Source organism: Streptomyces roseofulvus (assembly GCF_039534915.1).
GTDB classification, from domain to species: Bacteria; Actinomycetota; Actinomycetes; order Streptomycetales; family Streptomycetaceae; genus Streptomyces; species Streptomyces roseofulvus.
Map to the genome: position 1 here is coordinate 6,525,282 of NZ_BAAAWE010000001.1, position 21,961 is coordinate 6,547,242.

Consider the following 21,961-nt stretch of genomic DNA (forward strand, 5'->3'; position numbering starts at 1 on the left):
CGCCCCCTCTCCACTCCCGGCCCGCGGCCCGCGCCGGGCCTCCTGTGACAGCCTCGTGAACGGGCGGCCGGAAACCGGCTCGGCCGCCCCGCGCACGCCTACGATCGGCCCGCCGCCGTCCGGCGGCCCGCCCCGTGACCGTGCCGAGGAGTCCCGTGCCGAACCCGCCCGCGCCCGTCCGCCGTACGCTCCTCAAGGGCCTCGCCGCAGCCCCGTTCGCGGCCGCGCTCGGCGGCTCCCCCACCCCCGCGTCGGCCGCCCCCGCAGCAGCCCCGGGCATCGTCAAGCCGCTCCCCGAGCAGTACTTCACCGTCCGCGGCACCAACGCCGAAGCCCGCTTCGACGCCTTCGGCGACACCGGCTTCCTCACCCCCGCCGACCGCTTCTTCGTCCGCAACCACACCACCACCCCCGTCCTCGACGCCCAGGACTGGCGGCTCACCCTCTGGGGCGACGGACTCCACGGCCGCTCGCCCGTCCACTTCACCTACGGACACCTCCGCGATCTGCCCTCCGTCACCCGGACGGCCCTCGTCGAATGCGCCGGGAACGCCCGCAGCCTGTACGCAACCCAGCAGGGCCAGGCCGTCTCCGGCACCGCCTGGACCCTCGGCGCCGTCGGCGCCGCCCGCTGGCGCGGCGTCCGCCTCGGCGAGGTGCTGCGCCGCGCCGGACTCGCCCACGACGCCGTCGACCTGATGCCGCGCGGCCTCGACGCCCCCTACGTCTCGGGCGGCACCGACCACGGCCGGGTCCGCCGTCCGCTGCCCGTCGCCAAGGCGCTGGACGACGTGATCCTCGCGTACGAGATGAACGGCGAGCCGCTCCCGTACGACCACGGGCACCCCGTCCGGCTCATCGTGCCCGACTGGGTCGGCATCGCATCCGTCAAGTGGCTCGGCGACATCGAGGTCTCCACCCGCCCGCTCACCAGCCCCTGGTCCACCGACTGGTACCGGCTCCTCGGCGAGGCCCACCCGCCCGGCGGCAGTGCCCCGCTCACCCGGCAGACCCTCAAGTCCGGCTACCAGCTGCCCTTCGGCGCCACCCTGGAGGCCGGCCGCGTCCACCGGCTGACCGGCCGCGCCTGGTCCGCCCACGCACCCGTCCGCTCCGTCGACGTCTCCACCGACGGCGGCGCCACCTGGCGCCCCGCCCGGCTCCACGACGGCCCCCGGCGCGGTGCCTGGGTCCGCTGGTCGGCGCCGTGGCGGCCGGAGCGCACCGGGCCCGTCACCCTGCTCTCCCGCACCACCGACGCCGCCGGGAACGTCCAGCCCGACCGGGCCGTCCACAACACCCAGGGCTACCTCTTCGACGCGATCGTCCGTCACCCGGTCGCGATCGCCTGAGCGCCGACTTATAAAGGGCACGGGGACGCCGTGCCCGGCGCCCCCGTGCGCTCAGGAGGTACGGGACATGCGGGAGACGGCTCCGGAAGGCCGCGGCCCGGTGCGCTACGGACCTCCCGTGCCCGAGAGCGGCCGGCCCGTGCCCCCGGAGCTCGCCGCCCTCCTCGCGGCGGCCGCCGGCCGGACCGACCCCGAACCGCCCGGCGGCGGCGCGGTCCTGCGCGAGGCCGCCGCCGGCTACTGGTGGCGGCGCGGCCTGCGCGGCCACGCCGAGGACTCCCTCGCCGCCCCAGGCGCCCCCGCCCTGCTCCTCGCCCTCCTCGCCGCCCACGGCGGCGACGTACTGCTGCCCCGGCCGTGCCCCGCCTGGTGGACCCCGCAGATCCGGCTCCTGGGCCGGCCCGCGTACCACGTGCCCACCACCGCGGAGGCCGGCGGCGTCCCCGACCCGTACGCCCTCCTGGAGACCGTCCGCCGGGTCCGCGCCGAGGGCGGCGACCCGCGGGTGCTGCTCCTCTCCGTCGCCGACGACCCCACCGCCACCGTCGCCCCGCCCGAGCTCGTCCGCGAGAGCTGCGAGGCCGCCGTCGCCGAGGGCCTCCACGTCATCAGCGACGAGACCTGGCGCGACACCCTCCACCGGCCGCGCGAGACCGTCGTCGTCAGCCCCGCCGAGATGTGCCCCGACGACGTCACCGTCCTGGCCGACCTCGCCGGCGGCGGTCTCGTCCCCGCCTCCTGGCCGTGCGCGATCGCCCGCTTCCCGCCCACCGGCGCCGCCCGCGCCGACCGGTACGGCGACCCGCGCGCCCGCGCCCTCGACGTCCTCACCGCGCTCGGCGCGGTGCTCCCCGCCCCCGTCGCCCCGGCCGTCGCCCACGCCCTCGACGAGCCCGAGGACGTCTTCGTACCCGCCCTGCGCGCCGCCGCGGCGCACGGCCGGATCGCCGCCGCCGCGCACCGCGCCGTCCTCGCCGCCGGCGCCCTCGCCCGGCCCCCGCAGGCCGGCCGCCACCTCTACGCCGACCTCGGTCCGCTCCGCCCCGGGCTGGCCGCCCGCGGCGTCACCGACTCGCTGGAGCTGGAGCAGTACCTCACGGCCCGCCTCGGCCGTCCCGTCCCCGGCGGCCACCGCTTCGGCGACGAACTCGGCGCGCTGCGCGTCCGCCTCGACACCGGGCCGCTGCTCGGCGTCACCCCGCCCGAGCGCGCCGAGACCCTCGCCGCCCGCGCCCCCGAACACCTGCCCCAGACGGTGCGGGCCCTGGCCGAGCTGACCGCCGCGCTCGACGACCTCGCCGAAGCCCGCCCCGCCGGGCAGCCCGCCGCCGAGCCGCCCCCCGCGCAGAACGGAGCCCGCAGATGACCGAACGGACGGCCCGCCCCGCCCCGGCCGCCGAGGCCCCGCACCGGCCCGCGCCCGCCGCCCTCCCGACCTCCGTGCTCCAGCCGCTCGGCCGGCTCGGCCAGTGGCCCCGCACCTTCGCCGACCGGCTCACCGCGCCCCTGCCCGGCGTCCGCGCCCTCGCCCGGCTCGCCCGCGAGGGGGCCGTACGCCCCCGGCGGGAGGGGCTGCGGGACGTGCCGCTGCTGCCCTTCGAGGCCGGCCCGCTGCCGCCCGCGGGACCCGGCACCGTCGCCGTCACCTGGGCCGGGCACGCCAGCTGGGTCGTCCGCCTCGGCGGCCTCACCGTCCTCACCGACCCCGTCTGGTCCCGCCGCATCCTCGGCACCCCGGCGCGGCTCACCCCGGTCGGCGTCCGCTGGGAGGACCTGCCTCCGGTCGACGCGGTCGTCATCAGCCACAACCACTTCGACCACCTCGACGCCCCGACCCTCCGGCGCCTCCCGCGCGCCACCCCGGTCCTCGTCCCGGCCGGGCTCGGCCGCTGGTTCCTCCGCCGCGGCTTCACCCGCGTCACCGAGCTCGACTGGTGGGAGGCGGTCGAGCTCGGCGGCGTCCGCTTCGACTTCGTCCCCGCCCACCACTGGTCCAAGCGGACCCTCCTCGACACCTGCCGCTCCCTCTGGGGCGGCTGGGTGCTCACCGACCCCGCCGGCCACCGGATCTACTTCGCCGGGGACACCGGCTACGGCCACTGGTTCGCCGAGATCGGCCGCCGGCACCCCGGCATCGACCTGGCACTGCTGCCCATCGGCGCGTACGACCCCCGCTGGTGGCTCCGCGACGTCCACACCGACCCGGAGGAGGCGGTCCGCGCCCACCAGGACCTGGGCGCCCGCCGGATGGCCCCCATGCACTGGGCCACCTTCGTCCTCTCCTCCGAGCCCGTCCTCGAACCCCTCACCCGGGTCCGGGCCGCCTGGGAACGGGCCGGACTGCCCCGCGAGGACCTGTGGGACCTCCCGGTCGGCGGGTCACGCGTCCTCGTGCCGTAGCGCGCCCGGCCGGTCGCCTCCGTCACCGCGGTCGCCGCGGATCCGCCGCCAGACCGCCGGCACCGCGCTGATCAGCAGCGTCAGCCCGACCGCCGCCACCACGCCCTGCCACGGCTCCGGGAAGAGCGAGCCGCCCAGGATGCCGATCAGCTGGTACGTCGCCGCCCAGGCCAGACAGGCCGCCGCGTCGCCGCGGGCGAAGCGGCGCAGCGGCATCCGGGCCAGCAGACAGGCCAGCATCACCGGGATCCGGCCGGCCGGGACCAGCCGGGAGAGGACGAGCACCGACACCTGGTGGGTGTCGAGGCGTTCCTGGGCGTGCGCCAGGCGGTCCGGCGCCGCCCGTGCGCGCAGCGCCGCCAGCCAGCGCGAGCCGTTCCGCGACCGGACGCCCCGCTGCCCCAGCCAGTACAGCGCCACGTCGCCGAGGAAGGCCGCCGCCGAGGCCACCAGGAAGACGAAGAGCAGCGGGAACGGGGAGTCCACCGACGACTGGTGCAGGGCGACCACGGCCGCCGAGCTGACGATCGCCCCCGTCGGCACCACCGGCACCAGCGCGCCCAGCGCCACCAGCAGGAACAGCGACGGATAGCCGACCGCCTGCTGGGTCGACTCCGGCGGCAGGTCGCGGACGGCGGCGAGCACTCCACTCGTCACCGGGCGACCTCCGGCCGCACCCGCTCGCCGTGCCCCAGCCGGTGCACCGCCACCTTCGGCGCGAGCCGGGCCGCCTGCCGCACGAACTCGTCGCCCGGCGCGTGGAACTCGTGCGGCCGGACCCCGTCCAGGCCGATCGGCCAGTAGGTGCCGTAGTGCACCGGCACCGCCGCCGCCGGGGAGAGCGCCGCCAGCGCCTGCGCCGCGCGGCCCGCGTCCAGGTGCCCGTGCCCCAGGTACGGGCCCCAGCCGCCGACCGGCAGCAGCGCCACGTCCACCGGCCCGACCTCCTCCGCCATGGCGTCGAACAGCCCGGTGTCGCCGGCGAAGTACGTCCGGGCCTCGCCCTCGACGACGTACCCGAGCGCGGGGGAGCGGTGCGGGCCGAACGGCAGCCGCCGGCCGTCGTGCAGCGCCGGCACCGCCCGTACCGTCACGCCCTCCACCGTCACCTCGTCGCCGGCCGCCACCTCCGTCAGCCGCAGCCCCGCCGCGGCCAGCCGGCGCAGCCCCGGCACGGCGTCGGGCGCGCCGCGCGGCACCACCAGCCGGGTCCCCGGCGCGAGCCGGGCGAGCGACGGCAGGTGCAGGTGGTCGGAGTGCAGATGGGAGACGAGGACCGCCTCCGCCACGGCCGCCTCGGGGGGCGGCGGGGCGCCGCGGCGGCGGCGCAGGTGCGCGAGGCGCCGCGCGAACAGCGGGTCGGTGAGGAACCGGACCCCGGAGTCCTCGACCGTGCAGGTCGCGTGCCCCCACCAGGTGACCTCCACCGGCATCCGCCCTTCCTCGACCGTCCGCTCCCTGTCGTCGAGAGTAGAGGCCCGGCGGGCCTCCCGTGCGGCACCGCAGGGCAGTAGGGTCGGCGCATGAACGACGTCCGGGTCGCGGCGATCGCCAGCCTCACCCCGCTCGAAGAACTCGATTCCCACCCCTTTCTCGTCGACACCCGCGGCCAGCACGCGGTGTGCGCCCGCTGGGCCGTCGAACGGGGGTACGTCCTCACCCGCCAGCTCCTCTTCTACGGGGTCCGGCCCGACCACGACGAGCTGTGGGCCGACGTCGAGTCCGGCGAGGTCGACCTCTTCGTGGCCGCCAACGAGGGCGTCCTGGCCCGCGCCGTGACCTCGGTCCCCGCCTTCCGCGCGGAGTGCGCCCGCCGGGGCGTCCGGGTGGAGACGGCCGACGCCCCGCCGCCCGCCTACGACTCGGCGGCCCGGGCGGCCGTCCACCGCCGGCTCTCCATGCCGACCGCCGGCTACGACGGCAGCTGACGCCCCGGCACACCGCCCGCGCCCGGCCGACGTGCCTCCCGCCGCCCGTGGGCAGGTGTGTCAGGGTGGGGGGACGTCGGGGTGAAAGGTGACGGGTGGCGTGGGCGACGGGCGAAGGGGCGGCACCGACCGCTGGCGCACCGCGGGGCGGACGGTCGTCCGGGTGCTCACCGTGTGGGCGGTCTCGACGGTCACGCTGCTCGCGCTCGCCGGACTGCTGCCCGACTTCCAGCTGCAGTCCGCCGACGGCGACAGCCTCACCCGTACGGCCCTCACCGCCGCGTCGGCGGCCGGCGCGTTCGGTCTGCTGACGGCGCTGGTCTGGCCGCTGGTGGTGCGCGCGCTGCTGCTCGTCCCGGCGCTCGTCCTCGGCCTGCTCGTCTTCTTCCTGAACGGCTCGCTGCTGCTCGTCGCGCTCTGGCTGATCCCGGACGGGCGGGGCGCCGCCGATCCGGAGACGGCGGTCGTGGTCGCGGCCGTGATGTCCGCGGTGGCGTCCGCGACGTCCACCGCGCTCGCCGTGCGGGACGACGAGGCGTACCGGCGGCGGCTCTACCGGCTCACCGGCCGCACCCGCCCCCGCGACCCCCGGACCGTCCCGGCGCCGCCGCCCGGCACGGTCTTCCTCCAGTTGGACGGCGTCGGCCACGAGGTGCTGCGGGCTGCCGTCGCCGACGGTCTCATGCCCACGGTGGCGGGCTGGCTGGACGCCGGGCACCGGCTCACCCCCTGGCGGACCGACTGGTCGAGCCAGACCGGCGCCAGCCAGCTCGGCATCCTGCACGGCACCAACGAGGACGTGCCGGCCTTCCGCTGGTACGAGAAGGACACCGGCCGCCTCATGGTGTCGAACCGGCCGGCGAGCGCGGTGGAGCTCCAGCGCCGGGCGGTCCGCCGCACCGGCGACGGCGGGCTGCTCACCCTGGACGGCGCCTCCCGGGGCAACCTCTTCAGCGGCGGCGCCGACCAGGTGGCGCTGGTCCTGACGGTGGCGGCGCGCCGGGGCCGCCGCAACCGCTCGCGGGTCGGCTACTTCGCGTACTTCTCCGACCCGGCCAACGCCGTGCGCACCGCCGGCTCCTTCGTCAACGAGGTGGTGCGCGAGGTGGTCCAGTCGGTGCGGGCCCGGCTGCGCCGGGAGACGCCCCGGATCCGGCGCGGCGGCACGTACCCCTTCGTGCGCGCCTTCGCCACGGTGATCGAGCGGGACGTGGTGGTCGCCGCCGTCCTGGGCGACATGCTCGCCGGCCGGACCGCCGTCTACGCCGACCTGGTGGCGTACGACGAGGTGGCCCACCACTCGGGGCCGCGCGGCCGCGACACGGACCAGGTGCTGCGCCGGCTCGACCGCGCCGTCGGCCTGATCGCCCGGGTCGCCGAGCACGCCCCGAGGCCGTACCGGATCGTGCTCCTCTCCGACCACGGGCAGAGCCCGGGGGAGACCTTCGAGGGGGCGTACGGGCTGACGCTGAAGGACCTGGTCCGGGCGGGCTGCGGGCTGCCGGTGTCGCGCCGGGTGGGCCGCACGCGCAGCGGCGCGGAGGCCCGGGACGCGGCCCGGGACGCGCTGCGCAGCGCCCTGCACCGGCCGGTGGAGACGGGTGAGGAGACCGAGCGGGAGCTGCCGGCCCGGACGTCGGAGCCGGTCGTGCTCGCCTCCGGGAACCTGGGCCTGGTGTCCTTCCCGGACGTGCCGCACCGGATGACGAAGGAGGAGATCGACCGACGCCACCCGGCGCTGCTGCGGACCCTGGCGCAGCATCCGGGGATCGGCTTCCTGCTGGTGGCGAGCGCGGAGCACGGCGCGGTGGTGCTGGCCGCGGACGGGGTGGAGGTGCCGGTGGCGGAGCTGGCCGACGACGGGCCGCTGGCCGTGTTCGGCCGGGGCGCGGCGGACGCGGTCCGGCGGACGAACGGCTTCCCGCACGTCGCCGACGTGATGGTCAACTCGATGTACGACCCGGCGACCGGCACCGTGCACGCCTTCGAGGAGCAGATCGGCTCGCACGGCGGGCTCGGCGGCGAGCAGGGGCACCCCTTCCTGCTCTCTCCGCCGGAGCTGTCGCCGCCGGTCGCGGAGGGCGAGGAGCTGGTGGGCGCGGAGCGCGTGCACCGGGTGCTGCGGCGCTGGCTGCGGGAGACCGACGGTCCGCAGGTGCCGGTGGACGGGGTGGCGGGGGCTCCGGAGATTTCCCCGTCCGGGGCCGGAGCGGAATCAGTTCTTCCGGTCGAGGGGCGGGTTCTGCCGGACAAAAACCTCTGATTTGGACGGGTGTTCGCCGTACCCGACCATGGTCCGGTTCCGGAGGATTGTCCGGTACTGCACGACGGAAGGCGCACCACCCCATGAGCACGGCCCCCACGGCCCCGACCGCTCCCCCGGCCGGCACGGCCCCGACCGCCCCCGCGGCCACCGGCCCGCACGGCGGCACCGGCGCGAGCGGCGGACACCACGCCCGGCGCTTCGGCCTGCCGATCGCCACGGCCCTGGTCATGGGCAACATCATCGGCGGCGGCATCTTCCTCCTCCCCGCCTCGGTCGCCCCCTTCGGCACCATCAGCCTGGTCGCCTTCGGCATCCTCACCGCCGGGGCCCTCGCCCTCGCCCTGGTCTTCGGGAAGCTCGCCCGCCGCCACCCGAAGACCGGCGGCCCCTACGTCTACGCCCGCGAGGCGTTCGGCGACTTCGCCGGCTTCCTCGCCGCCTGGTCGTACTGGATCACCGCCTGGGTCTCCAACGCGGCCCTCGCCGTCGCCGCCGTCGGCTACCTCGACGTCCTCGTCCCCGTCCACCAGTCCACGGCCGCCACCATCGCCGCCGCCCTGCTCCTCCAGTGGCTGCCCGCGCTCGCCAACCTCGCCGGCACCCGGTACGTCGGCGCCGTCCAGCTCGTCGCCACCGTGCTCAAGTTCGTCCCGCTGCTGCTCGTCGCCGTCGGCGGGTTCTTCTTCTTCGACAGCGCCAACCTCGGCCCCTTCCGGGCCGGCGACGACAGCGCCCTCGGCGCGGTCTCCGCCTCCGCCGCGATCCTGCTCTTCAGCTACCTCGGCGTCGAGTCCGCCGCCGTCAGCGCCGGCGAGGTCCGCGACCCGCGCCGCAACGTCGGCCGCGCCACCGTCCTCGGCACCCTCGCCGCCGCCGGCCTCTACCTCCTCACCATGGTCTCCGTCTTCGGCACCGTCCCGCACGACACGCTGGTCGACTCCAGCGCCCCCTTCGCCGACTCCGTCAACCTGATGTTCGGCGGCTCCTGGGGCGGCACCGCCGTCGCCTGCATGGCCCTCGTCTCGATGGTCGGCGCCCTGAACGGCTGGACCCTGCTCAGCGCCCAGACCCCGTACGCCGCCGCCCGCGACGGCCTCTTCCCGCAGGTCTTCACCGTCAAGCGGCGCGGCGTGCCCACCGCCGGCGTCCTGGTGACCGTCGTCCTCGCCTCCCTGCTCACCGTGTACAACTACACGGCGGGCCCGAGCGGCGTCTTCGAGATCCTGGTCCTCGTCACCACCTTCACCGCCACCGTCCCCTACCTGCTCTCCGCCGCCGCCCAGATCTACTTCCTGCTCTCCGGGCAGGCCGACCGGGTCCAGCGGTCCCGGCTGGTCCGCGACACCGTCCTCGCCCTCGCCGCCTTCGGCTTCTCCCTCTGGCTGGTCGCCGGCTCCGGCTACGCCGCCGTCTACCAGGGCGTGCTCTTCCTGTTCGCCGGCGTCCTCGTCTACGCCTGGATGGCCGCCCGCAGGCGCGCCGCCGGCACCGCCTGACGGGCGCGTAGTCCAGGAGAGCGGATCTCCGGCCCGGGACGAGGGGCCGCCCGCCCGGCGGGGCAGTACGGATAACCGTGAGCCCCGCACCCCGGCCGCACCGCGCGCCCGCCGCCCCGGCGGGCCGTCCGGCGCGCGTCCGGCGGCTGCTGCTCCTGGTCTGCGGACTCCTCCTCGTCGTCACCGCGCCGGGAGCACTCACCGGCGAGAGCGCCGGCACGGCCGCGGAACCCCGGCCGGCCGGCGCGCCCGCCGCTCCGGACCCGGCCGGCGAGACGTACGAACCGGGGCCCGCCGAGGCCGCGGTCCCCGGCCGCACCCGGCACCGGCGGACCCGCGTCCGCCCCGTCCCCGCACCCGGCGGCCCCCGCCCGGCCCGCCGCGCCCCCCGGCGCGCCGCTCCCGCCCCCGTACCCGCTCCGCGCCCGCCGTCGCGCCGGCCGGTGGTGATGCGCTGCTGACAGGCCCCGCCTCCAGCAGCCCTTCCCCACCCGACCCCGCACCCGCGAGGAGCACCGCCATGCCGTCGTCCGACCCGTACGCCGTCCTCCAGGCCCTGCTGCGCGCCGAGGCCGCCCGTGGCCGCCGCGCCGCCGAGCACCCGTCCGAACCGGCTCCCGCGCCGGCCCCGGAGCCCGCGCCCGCCCCCTCGGACCCGCGCCCGCACCGGGAGAGCCCGGCCCGCTGACCGGCGCCCGTCAGGCCGCCCGGCCCCGCGCCGGGCGGCCGCCGACCGGCGCCCCCCCCCGCGATCCGCCGGCTCCCCTTCGTCGCCTTCGCCGTCACGCCTCCGCGACGGCGGCCGGCGCGCCCGCGCCCCGGCGCCCGTGCACGGCCAGCAGCCCCGTCGTCGCCACGGCCAGCGCCAGCAGCGCCACCAGCCCCGGCACGAGCCCCACCAGCGGCCCCGCGAGCAGCCCGGCCACCCCGCCGGCCGCCAGCGCCACCGGCGGCCGCCCCGAGCTCCGCCACCCGATCGCCGCCGCGCCCAGCAGGAAGACGCCGACCCCGCCCGGCAGCGACCAGGCCACCACCCCGTGCATCGGCTCCGCGAGCCCGTAGTGCCCGGTGTCCGCGACCTGCTGGAGGACCTTCTTCATGCCCAGCGCGCACAGCACCACGCCCGCCACCAGCGGCAGATGCAGGAAGGTGTACACGTCCCGGGCGAAGCGGGTGCGGTCGTCGCCGTCCAGCGCCGCGAGCCGGTGCTCCGCCCCCGTGCCCAACTGCCGGAAGTACAGCCACCACAGAGCCGCCGACAGCAGCAGTCCGGCCGTCGCCGCGCCCAGCACCGCGAGCGTCAGCGGGAAGCCCGACACCCCGACGCCCATCGCCACGATCGACTCGCCCAGCGCGATGATCACGATCAGGCCGTGCCGCTCGGCGAAGTGCCCGGGCGAGTTGACCCGCCACCCCGACGAACCCGTGACGTAGATCCCGCCGTAGTCGACCGCCACCGCGCCCAGCCACAGCAGGAGTTGCGCCCGGCCCGTGTACGCCGAGCCGATCAGCAGCAGCACCAGCGGCGGCAGCACCGACAGCAGCGCGGTCCGCCGCAGCGTCCGGCGCAGCACCGCGTCCCCGGGCGCGCTCAGCCAGTACGAGACCAGGTGCAGCACCCGTACCGCCCCGTAGCAGAGCACGAACACCAGCGGCGCCGGCAGGCCGCCCGGCGCGTCCGCGAACACCTCGGGCACCGCGAACGACACGATCAGCACGACCGCCATCACGGTCACCAGCACCCCGAACAGGCCGCCCGAGTCGGCCCGGACGACATTGCCCAGCCAGGCGAAACAGCACCAGCACCACCACAGCAGCGCCAGCACCACCATGCCGCCGGCCATCCGCACCGGCGACGGCGCCGCCGCCATCAACGCCGTGACCTGCGTGATCGCATACACGAACACCAGGTCGAAGAAGAGCTCGGCGGGCGTCACCGCGTGATCGTCCCCCGTGGCCACCAGGCCGGCCCGGCCTCTGTCCCGCGCCATCCGCGTGTCCTCCCCGTGACAGGGGCGGCGCGCGCCGCCCGGCGCGCACCCTACACACGCCGCCCGGCCCGCGCGGCGGGAGTCCGGACTCCGGCATGACCTCCCAGGTAATCGACCCGCACCCGCCGTCGGCGGCAAGCTCTGAAGCACCGGAACCCGGGCGGCGCACTCCGCCCGGGCACCGGCTCCCCAGCGCACGAACGACCCCCTCAGGAGGGTGATCCGCCATGTCCCAGGCCCTGCTCGCCGGTCTCGCCCGCACCACCCGGCCGCAGTCCATGGTCCGCCGGTTCCTGGCCCTGGACGCCGTCGTCACCGGGGCCAACGGCCTCGCCTACGCCCTCGCCTCCGGCCCGCTCGGCGACCTCCTCGGCGTGGACCCCGCCCTGCTCCTCGGACTCGGCCTCTTCCTCACCGCCTTCGCCGCCGGCGTCGCCTGGCTCGCGAGCCGGCCGGCGCCCCCGGCGCTCGCCGTGAAGCTGGTCGTCGACGCCAACCTGCTCTGGGCCGTGCTCAGCCTCGTCGCCCTCGCCGCCTGGCTCGACCCCACCACCGCCGGACTCGTCTGGACCCCGATGCAGGCCGGCACCGTCGCCGGCTTCGCCGTCCTCCAGTGGTCCGCGCTGCGGGCGGTCAGTCGCTGAGGGAACGCAGGTACTCCACCGTCGCCGGGTCGGCCGGGAGCATCGTCTCGATGGCCAGCTCGGCGACGGTCACGTCCATCGGGGTGTTGAACGTCGAGATCGACGACACGAAGGACAGCACCCGCCCGTCGTGCTCGATCCGCAGCGGCAGCGCGAAGTACGGGTACGGCTCCGGGTCCGCAGGGTCCTCGGCGGCACCGCCGGCCGCCGGCTCCGGCAGCGGATACGCCGTCACCTCCTCGTACACCGCCCGCAGCGCCTCCGAGCGGGCGAAGGCGATCTGACGCTCCATCTGGGCGAGCAGATGCCCCCGCCACTCGCGCAGGTTGCGGATCCTGGGCGCCAGGCCCTCCGGGTGCAGGGTGATCCGCATGACGTTCATCGGCGGCGTCAGCAGATGCTCCGGCAGCCCCTCCAGGAGCATCCCGATCGCCCGGTTGGCGGCCACGACCGTGTACGAACCGTCCACCACCACCGCCGGGTACGGCTCGTACCCCTGGAGCAGCCGCGCGAGGCCCTCCCGCAGCGTCTCCAGCTCCGGCGCGTCCAGCGTCGACTCCGCGTACCGGGGCGCGTAACCGCCCGCGAGGAGCAGCGCGTTGCGGTCCCGCACCGGCACGTCCAGGTGCTCGGCCAGCTTGAGGATCATCTCCTCGCTCGGCCGCGACCGGCCCGTCTCCACGAAGGAGATGTGCCGCGCCGAGGAGTCCGCCCGCAGGGCCAGCTCCAGCTGGCTCAGCCGCCGCCGCTCGCGCCAGCCGCGCAGCAGCGCTCCCACCCCCGTGTCGCTCACGACTGTTGTCATGCGCAGACGGTATCCCAGAGGAGTGACCGGGTACGTTCCCACGGGGACCGTCGCCCGCACCACGTACCCCGCCCCGCGCACCACCGACCGGAGGGAGCACCCCCGTGCCCACGCAGCCGCTGTCTCAGAAGGAGATCGAGGACCGACTGCGGGAGCTGCCCGGCTGGTCCGTCGAGGACGCGCGCCTGGTCCGCTCCTACCGGCTCCCCGACCACTTCGCCGCCACCGCGCTCGTCGTCCACGTCGCCCAGGTCCAGCAGGAGCTGAACCACCACTCGGACCTGACGCTCGGCTACGACACGGTCGCCCTGGCCGTCTCCACCCACTCCGCCGGCGGCGCCCTCACCGAGAAGGACTTCGCCCTCGCCGAGCGCGTCGAGGCCATCGCCCCCGCCCACGGCGCCCACTGACGGACCGTCCGCTCGTAGGCTGCCCTCCATGGCGGACACCCTGCTCGACTACGAGACCGAGGCGGCCCACTACGACGAGACCCGGGGCGGCGTGCCCCGGGCCGAGGCGGCGGCCGGCGCCGTGCTGCGGCTGCTGCCGCCCGGCGCCCGCACCCTGCTCGACCTCGCCTGCGGCACCGGTCTCGTCACCGAACGGATCGCCCGGCCCGGGCTCCGCGTCCTCGGCGCCGACGCCGCGCACGCCATGCTCCGGACCGCCGACCGGCGCCTCCCGGGCCGGGTGGTCCGTGCCGACGCCCGCCGGCTGCCCTTCCCCGACGCGAGCCTCGACGCGGTCTGCGCGGTGTGGCTGCTCCATCTGGTGCCGTTCACCGGGGAGATCGTCGCCGAGGCGGCCCGGGTGCTGCGCCCCGGCGGCGTCCTCGCCGTCACCGTCGACAAGGACGCCGCCCACGACGTCGGCAGCGACATCGACGCGCTGCTGCGCCCGCACCGGGCGGCCGGCGCCGCACACGACCGCGCCGGACGCGTCGACGCCCTCGCAGCCGCCCACGGTCTCGCCCCGGTCGGCACCGCCACCTTCACCGGCCACGGCCAGGGCGCCACCCCGGAGTCCACCGCCCGCAGACTCCGCGCCGGGTACTACGCCTCCTGGTTCCGGGGCGACCCGGCCGCCACGGACGCCCTCGCCGCCGCCCTGGCGGCCCTGCCGGACCAGGACCGCCCCCGCCCGGCACCCGAGTACCGCCTCGCCGCCTACGCGAAGACGGTCTAGCCGCGCCGCGAGCCGTCAGCAGGCGGCCACCCGGCCGCCGGCCAGTTCGAGTCGGCGGCCGGCGAAGCGGGCGCGGAACTCCCGGTCGTGGGAGACCGCGACCACCGCGCCCGGGAACGCGGCGACCGCCTCCTCCAACTCCTCCACCAGCGCGGGCGCGAGGTGGTTCGTGGGCTCGTCCAGGACCAGCAGATCGACCGGGCGGGAGACCAGCAGGGCCAGTTCCAGCCGCCGGCGCTGCCCTGCCGAGAGCGCCGCCACCGGCACGGGCAGGTCCTCCTCCCGCAGCAGGCCGAGCGCCAGCAGCTCCCCGGCGTGCTCCTCCGGCGGCCCCGGCCGGCCGTCCGCCCAGACCGCGAGGGCGGTCCGGCGGGTGGGGGAGTGCGGCAGCTCCTGCGCGAGATGCCCGACCCGGCCCGTCCGGCGGACCACGCCGGTGTCCGGGGCGAGTTCACCGGCGAGCAGCCGCAACAGGGTCGTCTTCCCGGCGCCGTTGGGACCCGAGACCAGCAGCCGCTCGCCGGTCCCGATCCGCAGCCCGTCCACCGCGAGCCGGTCGCCGCAGCGGATCCCCGCCAGCTCGACGAGCACGTCCGCGCCGGGGGCGGCGCCGGTGAACCGGCCGCCGAAGCGCAGCGGTTCCGGCGGCGCCGCCACCGGCTCCCGCAGGAGCTCCTCCAGTCGGCGGCGGGCCGTCCGCACCTGCCCGGAGAGCTTGTTCTCGCTGGAGCGGCGGTGCTTGCCGAAGCCCTGGCGCGGATCCTTCCCGGTCACCGCGAGCCGCTGCCCCGCCGCCGCGACGAGCTCCTCGGTACGGGCCACCTCCTCCCGCCACTCCAGGTGCTCCTGCTCGCGGCGGCGGCGCTCGGCGGCCTTCGCGGACCGGTAGCCGGCCCAGCCGTCCCCGTACCGCAGCACGGTCCGCCGGTCCCGGTCGACCTCCAGGACCGTCGTGGCGAAGCCGGTGAGGAAGGACCGGTCGTGGGTGACGACGAGCGCGGTGCCCCGGTGTGCGGCGAGCCGCCCCCGCAGCCAGTCGACGGCGTCGCGGTCGAGGTGGTTCGTCGGCTCGTCGAGCAGCAGCAGCTCGGCGCCGGAGGAGAGCACGCAGGCCAGCGCGAGCCGCGCCTGCTCGCCGCCGGACAGGGTGGCGAGCGGCCGGTCGGGGGTGAGGTGCCCGAGGCCGAGGGCGTCGAGGGAGGCGGCTGTCTCGGCGTCGGCGCGGTAGCCGCCGCGCTCCTCGAAGCGGTCGAGGAGCGTTCCGTACGCGGCGAGCTCGTCCGGTCCCGCCGCGCCGAGGCCCGCCTCGGCCGCCCTCAACTCGGCCTCCAGACTCCGCAGTTCGGCGAGGGCGAGATCGACGGCGTCCTGGACCGTGTCGTCCGGCCCGACGGGGTACGTCTCCGGCAGCGTCTGGGCGAGCCGGGCGACGGAGCCCGGGAAGCTGACGAGGACCTCGCCCTCGTCCGGGGCCAGACCGCCGTCGAGCAGCCGGAGCAGGGTGGACTTGCCGGAGCCGTTCTCGCCGACGACGACGGCCTTCTCGCCGGGGCGGACGGTGAACGAGACCTGGTCGAGGACCCGCCGGTCCCCGAAGGAGACGCCGACCTGACGAAGGGAGAGCTGGGCGCGAGCGCGCATGGGTGTGTTCCTCTGCGGGTTGCGTGGAAAAAGGGCACACGAAACCGGCCCGCGGCCGCGACGGCGACCGGGCCGGCACCCGGAATCAGAGGAAGTAGTACAACGTACCCATACGTCCGAGGCTAACAGCCGCCGCGGACGACGTCCCGCGACTTTTCCCGCGCCCACCACACCCCGCACCCCGAGTCGCGTCGGCAGGGGCGCCCGTGCCCCGCCCCCGGCGGCCGCGCCGGGTCCGGGCGCCGACACGTTTGCCGTACCGGCAACTTTTCTCGCGTTTCCGGCGGGATCCGGCGCACTCTGGTCCCATGACCCAGCATCGCGACGCCCACCACCACGGAGCGGGCCACGGCCCCGCCCCGTCCCCCGGCCACACCCCGTCCACCGGTCACTCCCACGGCCACTCCCACGGCGACGGCACCGAGCTCGACTGGGGCCGGCTCGCCCCGCTCCTGGAGCGCCAGGCCGAGGTCGCCGGCGGCGCCTACCGGGAGGCCGCCGCCTGGCTCGGCACCCTCGTGCCGGCCGGCGGCGTGCGCCGCCTGCTCGACATCGGCAGCGGCCCCGGCGTCATCACCACGCTCCTCGCGGAGGCGTTCCCGTACGCCGAGGCTGTCGCCGTCGACGGCACCCCGGAGCTCCTGGAGCGGGCCCGCGCCCGCGCCGAGGACCAGGGGCTCGGCGGCCGCGTCTCCACCCTGCGCGCCGAACTCCCCGAGGAGACCGGCGCACTCGGCGAGGCAGACCTGCTGTGGGCCGGCAACTCGCTGCACCACCTCGGCGACCAGCGGGCCGCGCTCGCCGACTTCGCGAAGCTGCTGCGCCCCGGCGGCCTGGTCGCCCTCGTCGAGGGCGGGCTGCCGCTCCGCCATCTGCCCCGGGACATCGGCATCGGCCGCCCCGGCCTGGAGGCCCGCCTCGACGCCGAACACGCCGACTGGTTCGCCCGGATGCGCGCCGAACTCCCCGGCGCCGTCCGCGAACCGGACGACTGGCGCGCCCTGTTCGCCGCGGCCGGCCTCACCCCGGCCGGCACCCGCACCTTCCTCGTGGACGTCCCGGCGCCGGTCCCGCCGGTCGTCCGCGAGCTGGCCGTCCGCCACTTCGAGCGGCTCCGCGAGGGCATGGGCGAGCACCTGGCCGCCGAGGACCGCACGGTCCTCGACCGGCTCCTCGACCCGGCCGACGAGCACTCCCTGCACCGCCGGACGGACCTCTTCCACCTGACGGCCCACACGGTCCACACCGCCCGCAAGGGCTGAACCGCGCGGGCCGCCCCGCCCGCCTCAGGAGGACACCGGCTCCAGCCGCCACCACTGGAACGGGGAGTCGGTGTCCTCCCCCTGGCGGATGTCGGCACCCTCGGCCGCCGACCCGTCCGCCACTTCGAGCAGCAGCCCGCTGATGAAGCTCACCAGCGCGACCGTCCCGGGTGCCTGGACGTCCTGCTCGATGATCCACTCCTGGGCGCCGAAGTTGTTCGCCCGCCACTGCTGGACGAGCGCGCCCGGCTCCGTGGAGGCGTTCACCACGTCGAGCCGCTTCCCGCTGGCCGCGTTGACCAGGTGGTAGAGCCCGCCGCCGTTCGGCACCGGCGACACCCGCCAGTGCTGCCCCGGCGCGTCCGACGCGGCGCCCTGCTGCACCTTGGCGCCCCCGCGCCGCGAACCGGCGTACACCTCCAGGAGCAGCCCGCTGCCCACGTTCCGCACCCGGTACAGCCCCTCCGGGACGGGGGCCGTGCCCCCGTCCGCCGTCCCCCTCACCAGGGGCCTCAGGCCACGTTGAACTCGGCCGGGTTCGGGCCGAGGCGCCGGCCCTCGTCCAGCGCGCCGATCGCGGCGACGTCCTCCGCGTCCAGCTCGAAGTCGAAGACCTCGATGTTCTCGCGGATCCGGGACGGGGTCACCGACTTCGGGATGACCACGTTGCCCAGCTGGAGGTGCCAGCGGAGCACCACCTGGGCGGGGGTGCGCCCGTGCTTGCGGGCGATGGCGACGAGCGCCGGGACGTCGAGCAGCCCGCGGCCCTGGCCCAGCGGCGACCACGCCTCGGTCGCGATGCCCAGCTCGGCGTGGACGGCGCGGGACTCGGCCTGCGCCAGCTGCGGGTGCAGCTCGATCTGGTTCACCGCCGGCACCACCGAGGTCTCGGCCGTCAGCCGCTCCAGGTGCTCCGGGAGGAAGTTGGAGACGCCGATCGCCTTGGCGCGCCCGTCGGCGAGGATCTTCTCCAGGGCCTTGTAGGTGTCGACGTACGCGTCCTTCGCCGGCACCGGCCAGTGGATCAGGTACAGGTCGACGTAGTCGAGGCCGAGGCGCTCCAGCGAGGCGTCGAAGGCGCGCAGCGTGCTGTCGTGGCCCTGCTCGCTGTTCCACAGCTTGGTGGTGACGAAGAGCTCCTCGCGGGGGATCCCGGAGGCCGCGACGGCCTCGCCGGTGCCGCGCTCGTTCTCGTAGACCGCCGCCGTGTCGATCGAGCGGTAGCCGGCCTCCAGGGCGGTGGCCACGGCCTTCGCCGCCTCGTCGTCCGGCACCTGCCAGACGCCGAAGCCGAGCTGCGGCATCGCCACGCCGTTGTTCAGGATGACCGAGGGGACCTTGCTGTCCGTGCTCACGTGGGATGGATCCTTACGTCGTCATGGTCGTCGGCGGGCGCCGCGCGGACGCCTCGCCCCAAGGGCACAACGATCACCCGGCGCCGGTCATTCCGCGAGCGCGCCACGGCCCCGTCAGCCGTACAGCGCCTCGACCTCCGCCGCGTACGCCCGCTCGATCGCCTTGCGCTTCAGCTTCAGCGACGGGGTGAGCAGCCCGTGCTCCTCGCTGAAGGGGTGGGCGAGGATCCGGAAGGTGCGGATCGACTCGGCCTGCGACACCAGGGTGTTGGCGGCCACCACCCCGCGCCGGATCTCCGTCTCCAGGTCCGGGTCGCGGACCAGCTCGGCGGGGGAGAGCGGCGGCCTGCCCTGGATGGCGAGCCAGTGGTCGACCGCCTCCTGGTCGAGGGTCACCAGAGCCGCGACGTACGGGCGGTCGTTGCCGACGACGAGGCACTGGGCGATCAGCGGGTGCGCCCGCACCCGCTCCTCCAGTCCGCTCGGCGCCACGCTCTTGCCGCCGGACGTCACCAGGATCTCCTTCTTCCGCCCGGTGATCGTCAGATAGCCGTCGGCGTCCAGCGAGCCGAGGTCGCCGGTGGCCAGCCAGCCGTCGTTCAGGACGGCGGCGGTGGCCGCCGGGTCGTTGAGGTAGCCGGAGAAGACCTGGCCGCCGTGGACCCACACCTCGCCGTCCTCCGCGATGTGCACGGTGGTCCCCGGCACGGGCCGGCCCACCGTGCCGTACCGGACCCGGCCCGGTGGGTTCGCGGTCGCGGCGGCCGTCGACTCCGTCAGGCCGTACCCCTCGAAGACGGTGACGCCGGCGCCCGCGAAGAACAGCCCGGTGGCGCGGTCCATCGCCGAGCCGCCCGACATCGCGTACCGGATCCGGCCGCCCAGCGCCTCGCGCACCTTGGTGTACACCGTCCTGTCGAAGAACTGGTGCTGCACCCGCAGCGCCGCCGACGGCCCCGGACCCTGGCCGAACGCCTTCTGCTCCAGGGCCTCCGCGTACTTCACGGCCACGTCCACGGCCTTGTCGAAGACCGCCGCCCGGCCGTCCCTCTCGGCCCTGCGCCGCGCCGCGTGGAAGATCTTCTCGAAGACGTACGGCACGGCGAGGACGAAACGCGGCCGGAAGGACACCAGGTCGGGCAGGAGCGCGGAGGCGGTCATCGACGGCTGGTGCCCCAGCTTCACCCCGCCGCGCACCGCCGCCACCTCCACCATCCGCCCGAAGACGTGGGCCAGCGGCAGGAAGAGCAGGGTGGACGCCTGGTCGCCGGGGCGGGAGCGGAAGACCGGCTCCCAGCCGGCGAGCAGGGCGTCCGTCTCGTGCAGGAAGTGGGCGTGGGTGATCACGCAGCCCTTGGGGCGGCCGGTGGTCCCCGAGGTGTAGATGACCGTCGCCACCGACTCGGGGGTGACCGCGCGGCGGTGCCGGTGCACGACGTCCTCGTCGATGCCCTCCCCGGCGGCGGTCAGCTCCGCGACCGCGCCGGGGCCGGCGTCCTCGCCCGGGTCCAGCTGCCACAGCCGCTGGAGCCGGGGCAGCCGGTCCACGACGGATCCGATGGTCATGGCGTGGTCCTCGTGCTCCACCACGCACGCGGTGACCTCGGCGTCGTGCAGCATCCAGTGCACCTGGTCGGCGGAGGAGGTCGGGTAGACCGGTACGGGCTGGGCGCCGAGCGTCCACAGCGCGAAGTCGAAGAGCGTCCACTCGTAGCGGGTACGGGACATGATGGCGACCCGGTCGCCGAACCGGACCCCGTGCGCGACCAGCCCCTTCGCCAGCGCCAGCACCTCGTCCCGGAACCGGGCGCAGCTCACGTCCTCCCAGGACCCGTCGGCCGCCCGGCGTCCGAAGGCGACCGCGTCGGGGGTGTCGGCGGCGCGGGCGAAGACGGCGTCCGCAAGGCCGCCGCTCAGCGGAGCCGCCTCGACGGGCGGCACGGTGAACTCGCGCACGGACCTGCTCCTCCCTCGACGGCTCGGTGGCTGAAAGGGGCCGCTGTGACGGCTGCGGCGCCGTGACCGTACCCCACCGGAAGCGGCGGCGGCAGGACCTTCACCAAGCCGCGACATTCCCCGTTCGCACAGGTCAGGGCCGGTGAGAAGGCAAGTGACGGCCGACCGGGGCCCGTTGCGTACCGCTCGGTACGCCCCACCCCCGCCAAGTCTCCACCGAATCTGTACCCCCCGACCACGCCCCAAGACCGGCCGGTATCCACCCGAGGTCCCGCGCCCGCGCCCGGGCGCCCGGGGCCGGCGCCCCGCGGAGCCCTCCGGGCCGGCGCCCGGGACCCCGGGGCCGGCGCCCCGGCGGCCCGGGGCAGCGGCTGTAGCCGCTGCCCGGTGGCGCGGGGGCCGGTGCCGTACCCCGGTGGCGCGGAGGCCGGTGCCGTACCCCGGCGGCGCGGAGGCCGGTGCCGTACCCCGGCGGCCCGGTGGCGCGGAGGCCGGAGCCGTCGCCGTACTCCCCGGCGGCCCGGAGCCGTACCCCGGTGGCGCGGAGGCCGGTGCCGTAGACCGGGGGCCCGGTGGCGCGGGGGCCGGTGCCGTCGCCGTACCCCTGGTGGCGCGGGACCGCAGCCGCCGCACCGGCCCCGGCGCCGCAGCCCGTCGCCGGCCCGGGCGCCCTCGGCTGCCGCCCCACGGAGACCCCGGCCGTGCCCCGCCGCGCGCCCGCCCCGCCCGTCATCCCGGGCGGCGGAGGCCGTCGCCGCCCTTCAGGATCGCTTCCGCCAGGGCGTCCGCCGCCTCCTGGGTCGCCCCGCCGCGGCGGCCCTTGCGGAGGACGAAGTCGACCTCGCCGAGTTCCGGCAGGCCGGCGCGGGCCGGTACGGGGACGAGGCCGGGTGGGACGAGGCCGCGGGTGTGGGCCATCACGCCCAGCCCCGCGCGGGCCGCCGCCACGTTGGCGCTCAGGCTGGAGCTGGTGCAGGCGATCCGCCAGGCCCGGCCCTCCGCCTCCAGGGCCGCGAGCGCGCGGGCCCGGGTGATGCCCGGCGGGGGATAGACGATCAGCGGCACCGGGCGCTCCGGGTCGAGCCGCAGCCCCGGCGCCCCGATCCAGACCAGGACGTCGCTCCACACCGGCACCCCGCCCTCGCCGTCCGCCCCGGCGCCCCGCTTGGCCAGGATCAGATCGAGCCGGCCCGCCGCGAGCCGCGCCTGGAGGACCCCGGACAGGCCGACGGTCAGCTCCAGGTCCACCTCGGGGTGGGCGCGCCGGAAGGACTCCAGGATCTCCGGCAGCCGGGTCGCCACGAAGTCCTCCGAGGCGCCGAACCGCAGCCGGCCCCGCAGCCGCGTCCCGGTGAAGAAGGCCGCCGCCCGCTCGTGCGCCTGGAGGATCGTGCGGGCGAAGCCGAGCATCGCCTGCCCGTCCTCGGTCAGCTCCACGCTGTGGGTGTCCCGGGTGAAGAGCGGCCGCCCGGTCGCCTCCTCCAGCCGCCGCACGTGCTGGCTGACGGTCGACTGGCGCAGCCCGAGCCGCCGGGCCGCCCGGGTGAAGCTCAGCGTCTGGGCGACGGCGAGGAAGGTGCGCAGCTGGGTGGGCTCGTACACGGAGCCGACGCTATCGCGGATCGCGATGACAGTCAGTGCCCTGTACGGGATTCCCGATGACCGTCCCGTCGACCAGGA

21 protein-coding genes are annotated in these 21,961 nt (G+C 76.4%); 12 read left to right on the forward strand and 9 right to left on the reverse strand.

Annotated features, from left to right (window positions below; genetic code table 11):
• The first annotated feature begins 155 nt into the window (after positions 1-155).
• From ABFY03_RS30050 to ABFY03_RS30060, 3 genes are all read left to right on the forward strand, one after another.
• Positions 156-1,352 carry a sulfite oxidase gene (locus ABFY03_RS30050; protein ID WP_319013300.1) on the forward strand — a complete coding sequence of 399 codons (1,197 nt, stop codon included), beginning with the start codon at positions 156-158 and terminating at the stop codon, positions 1,350-1,352.
• Positions 1,353-1,419: 67 nt separating this feature from the next.
• Complete coding sequence (locus ABFY03_RS30055) at positions 1,420-2,718, forward strand: aminotransferase class I/II-fold pyridoxal phosphate-dependent enzyme (protein ID WP_319013299.1); 1,299 nt, start codon at positions 1,420-1,422, stop codon at positions 2,716-2,718.
• Positions 2,715-3,752: an MBL fold metallo-hydrolase gene (locus ABFY03_RS30060; protein WP_319013298.1), complete on the forward strand. Its 1,038-nt coding sequence runs from the start codon at positions 2,715-2,717 to the stop codon at positions 3,750-3,752. Before ABFY03_RS30055 ends, ABFY03_RS30060 begins: the two co-directional genes overlap by 4 nt.
• Here ABFY03_RS30060 and ABFY03_RS30065 read toward each other — a convergent pair.
• Positions 3,732-4,409, reverse strand: a complete 678-nt coding sequence (locus ABFY03_RS30065) for a DedA family protein (protein WP_319013297.1) — start codon at positions 4,407-4,409, stop codon at positions 3,732-3,734. The two genes, ABFY03_RS30060 and ABFY03_RS30065, sit on opposite strands and share 21 nt — an antisense overlap.
• On the reverse strand, positions 4,406-5,185 hold the full coding sequence (locus ABFY03_RS30070) for an MBL fold metallo-hydrolase (protein ID WP_319013296.1): 780 nt from the start codon (positions 5,183-5,185) through the stop codon (positions 4,406-4,408). Before ABFY03_RS30070 ends, ABFY03_RS30065 begins: the two co-directional genes overlap by 4 nt.
• Positions 5,186-5,275: 90 nt before the next feature.
• Here ABFY03_RS30070 and ABFY03_RS30075 point away from each other — a divergent pair, with 90 nt between their 5' ends.
• The 5 genes from ABFY03_RS30075 (at position 5,276) to ABFY03_RS30095 (ending at position 10,130) form a co-directional block, all read left to right on the forward strand.
• Positions 5,276-5,680, forward strand: a complete 405-nt coding sequence (locus tag ABFY03_RS30075; RefSeq protein ID WP_346171280.1) for a recombinase family protein — start codon at positions 5,276-5,278, stop codon at positions 5,678-5,680.
• Between the two features lie 100 nt (positions 5,681-5,780).
• Complete coding sequence (locus tag ABFY03_RS30080; RefSeq protein WP_346171281.1) at positions 5,781-7,943, forward strand: phage holin family protein; 2,163 nt, start codon at positions 5,781-5,783, stop codon at positions 7,941-7,943.
• 83 nt (positions 7,944-8,026) lie between these two features.
• A complete protein-coding gene (locus tag ABFY03_RS30085) occupies positions 8,027-9,442 on the forward strand; it encodes an amino acid permease (protein ID WP_346171282.1) in 1,416 nt (471 codons plus the stop codon).
• Positions 9,443-9,519: 77 nt separating this feature from the next.
• Positions 9,520-9,903, forward strand: coding sequence for a hypothetical protein (locus ABFY03_RS30090; RefSeq protein WP_319013292.1), 384 nt, complete (start codon positions 9,520-9,522; stop codon positions 9,901-9,903).
• Positions 9,904-9,962: 59 nt separating this feature from the next.
• Positions 9,963-10,130 carry a hypothetical protein gene (locus tag ABFY03_RS30095; RefSeq protein ID WP_319013291.1) on the forward strand — a complete coding sequence of 56 codons (168 nt, stop codon included), beginning with the start codon at positions 9,963-9,965 and terminating at the stop codon, positions 10,128-10,130.
• Between the two features lie 94 nt (positions 10,131-10,224).
• On the opposite strand, the gene ABFY03_RS30100 is transcribed toward ABFY03_RS30095, so the two are convergent.
• Complete coding sequence (locus tag ABFY03_RS30100) at positions 10,225-11,433, reverse strand: low temperature requirement protein A (protein WP_346171283.1); 1,209 nt, start codon at positions 11,431-11,433, stop codon at positions 10,225-10,227.
• 227 nt (positions 11,434-11,660) lie between these two features.
• Here ABFY03_RS30100 and ABFY03_RS30105 point away from each other — a divergent pair, with 227 nt between their 5' ends.
• The gene (locus tag ABFY03_RS30105) at positions 11,661-12,077 is read left to right on the forward strand and encodes a hypothetical protein (RefSeq protein WP_319013289.1); all 417 of its coding nucleotides are present in this window, start codon (positions 11,661-11,663) and stop codon (positions 12,075-12,077) included.
• Here ABFY03_RS30105 and ABFY03_RS30110 read toward each other — a convergent pair.
• Positions 12,067-12,882 (reverse strand): helix-turn-helix domain-containing protein, encoded by an 816-nt coding sequence (locus ABFY03_RS30110; protein ID WP_346171284.1) that lies wholly within the window; start codon positions 12,880-12,882, stop codon positions 12,067-12,069. The two genes, ABFY03_RS30105 and ABFY03_RS30110, sit on opposite strands and share 11 nt — an antisense overlap.
• Positions 12,883-12,986: 104 nt before the next feature.
• Between ABFY03_RS30110 and ABFY03_RS30115 the strand changes: the two genes are divergently transcribed.
• Together ABFY03_RS30115 and ABFY03_RS30120 are read left to right on the forward strand one after the other, a co-directional pair.
• Positions 12,987-13,292 carry a 4a-hydroxytetrahydrobiopterin dehydratase gene (locus tag ABFY03_RS30115; RefSeq protein ID WP_319013287.1) on the forward strand — a complete coding sequence of 102 codons (306 nt, stop codon included), beginning with the start codon at positions 12,987-12,989 and terminating at the stop codon, positions 13,290-13,292.
• 40 nt (positions 13,293-13,332) lie between these two features.
• A complete protein-coding gene (locus tag ABFY03_RS30120; protein ID WP_346172326.1) occupies positions 13,333-14,067 on the forward strand; it encodes a class I SAM-dependent methyltransferase in 735 nt (244 codons plus the stop codon).
• Between the two features lie 15 nt (positions 14,068-14,082).
• Here the strand turns inward: ABFY03_RS30120 and ABFY03_RS30125 are convergent, their stop codons facing one another.
• Complete coding sequence (locus ABFY03_RS30125; protein ID WP_346171285.1) at positions 14,083-15,708, reverse strand: ABC-F family ATP-binding cassette domain-containing protein; 1,626 nt, start codon at positions 15,706-15,708, stop codon at positions 14,083-14,085.
• A 308-nt stretch (positions 15,709-16,016) separates the two neighbouring features.
• Here ABFY03_RS30125 and ABFY03_RS30130 point away from each other — a divergent pair, with 308 nt between their 5' ends.
• Complete coding sequence (locus ABFY03_RS30130) at positions 16,017-16,970, forward strand: class I SAM-dependent methyltransferase (protein WP_346171286.1); 954 nt, start codon at positions 16,017-16,019, stop codon at positions 16,968-16,970.
• A 24-nt stretch (positions 16,971-16,994) separates the two neighbouring features.
• Here the strand turns inward: ABFY03_RS30130 and ABFY03_RS30135 are convergent, their stop codons facing one another.
• From ABFY03_RS30135 to ABFY03_RS30150, 4 genes are all read right to left on the reverse strand, one after another.
• Positions 16,995-17,474, reverse strand: coding sequence for an RICIN domain-containing protein (locus ABFY03_RS30135; protein WP_319013284.1), 480 nt, complete (start codon positions 17,472-17,474; stop codon positions 16,995-16,997).
• A gap of 8 nt (positions 17,475-17,482) precedes the next feature.
• Positions 17,483-18,274, reverse strand: coding sequence for an aldo/keto reductase (locus tag ABFY03_RS30140; protein ID WP_319013650.1), 792 nt, complete (start codon positions 18,272-18,274; stop codon positions 17,483-17,485).
• A gap of 165 nt (positions 18,275-18,439) precedes the next feature.
• Complete coding sequence (locus tag ABFY03_RS30145) at positions 18,440-20,281, reverse strand: AMP-dependent synthetase/ligase (protein WP_319013283.1); 1,842 nt, start codon at positions 20,279-20,281, stop codon at positions 18,440-18,442.
• 729 nt (positions 20,282-21,010) lie between these two features.
• Positions 21,011-21,883: a LysR family transcriptional regulator gene (locus ABFY03_RS30150; RefSeq protein WP_319013282.1), complete on the reverse strand. Its 873-nt coding sequence runs from the start codon at positions 21,881-21,883 to the stop codon at positions 21,011-21,013.
• Positions 21,884-21,961 lie beyond the last annotated feature (78 nt).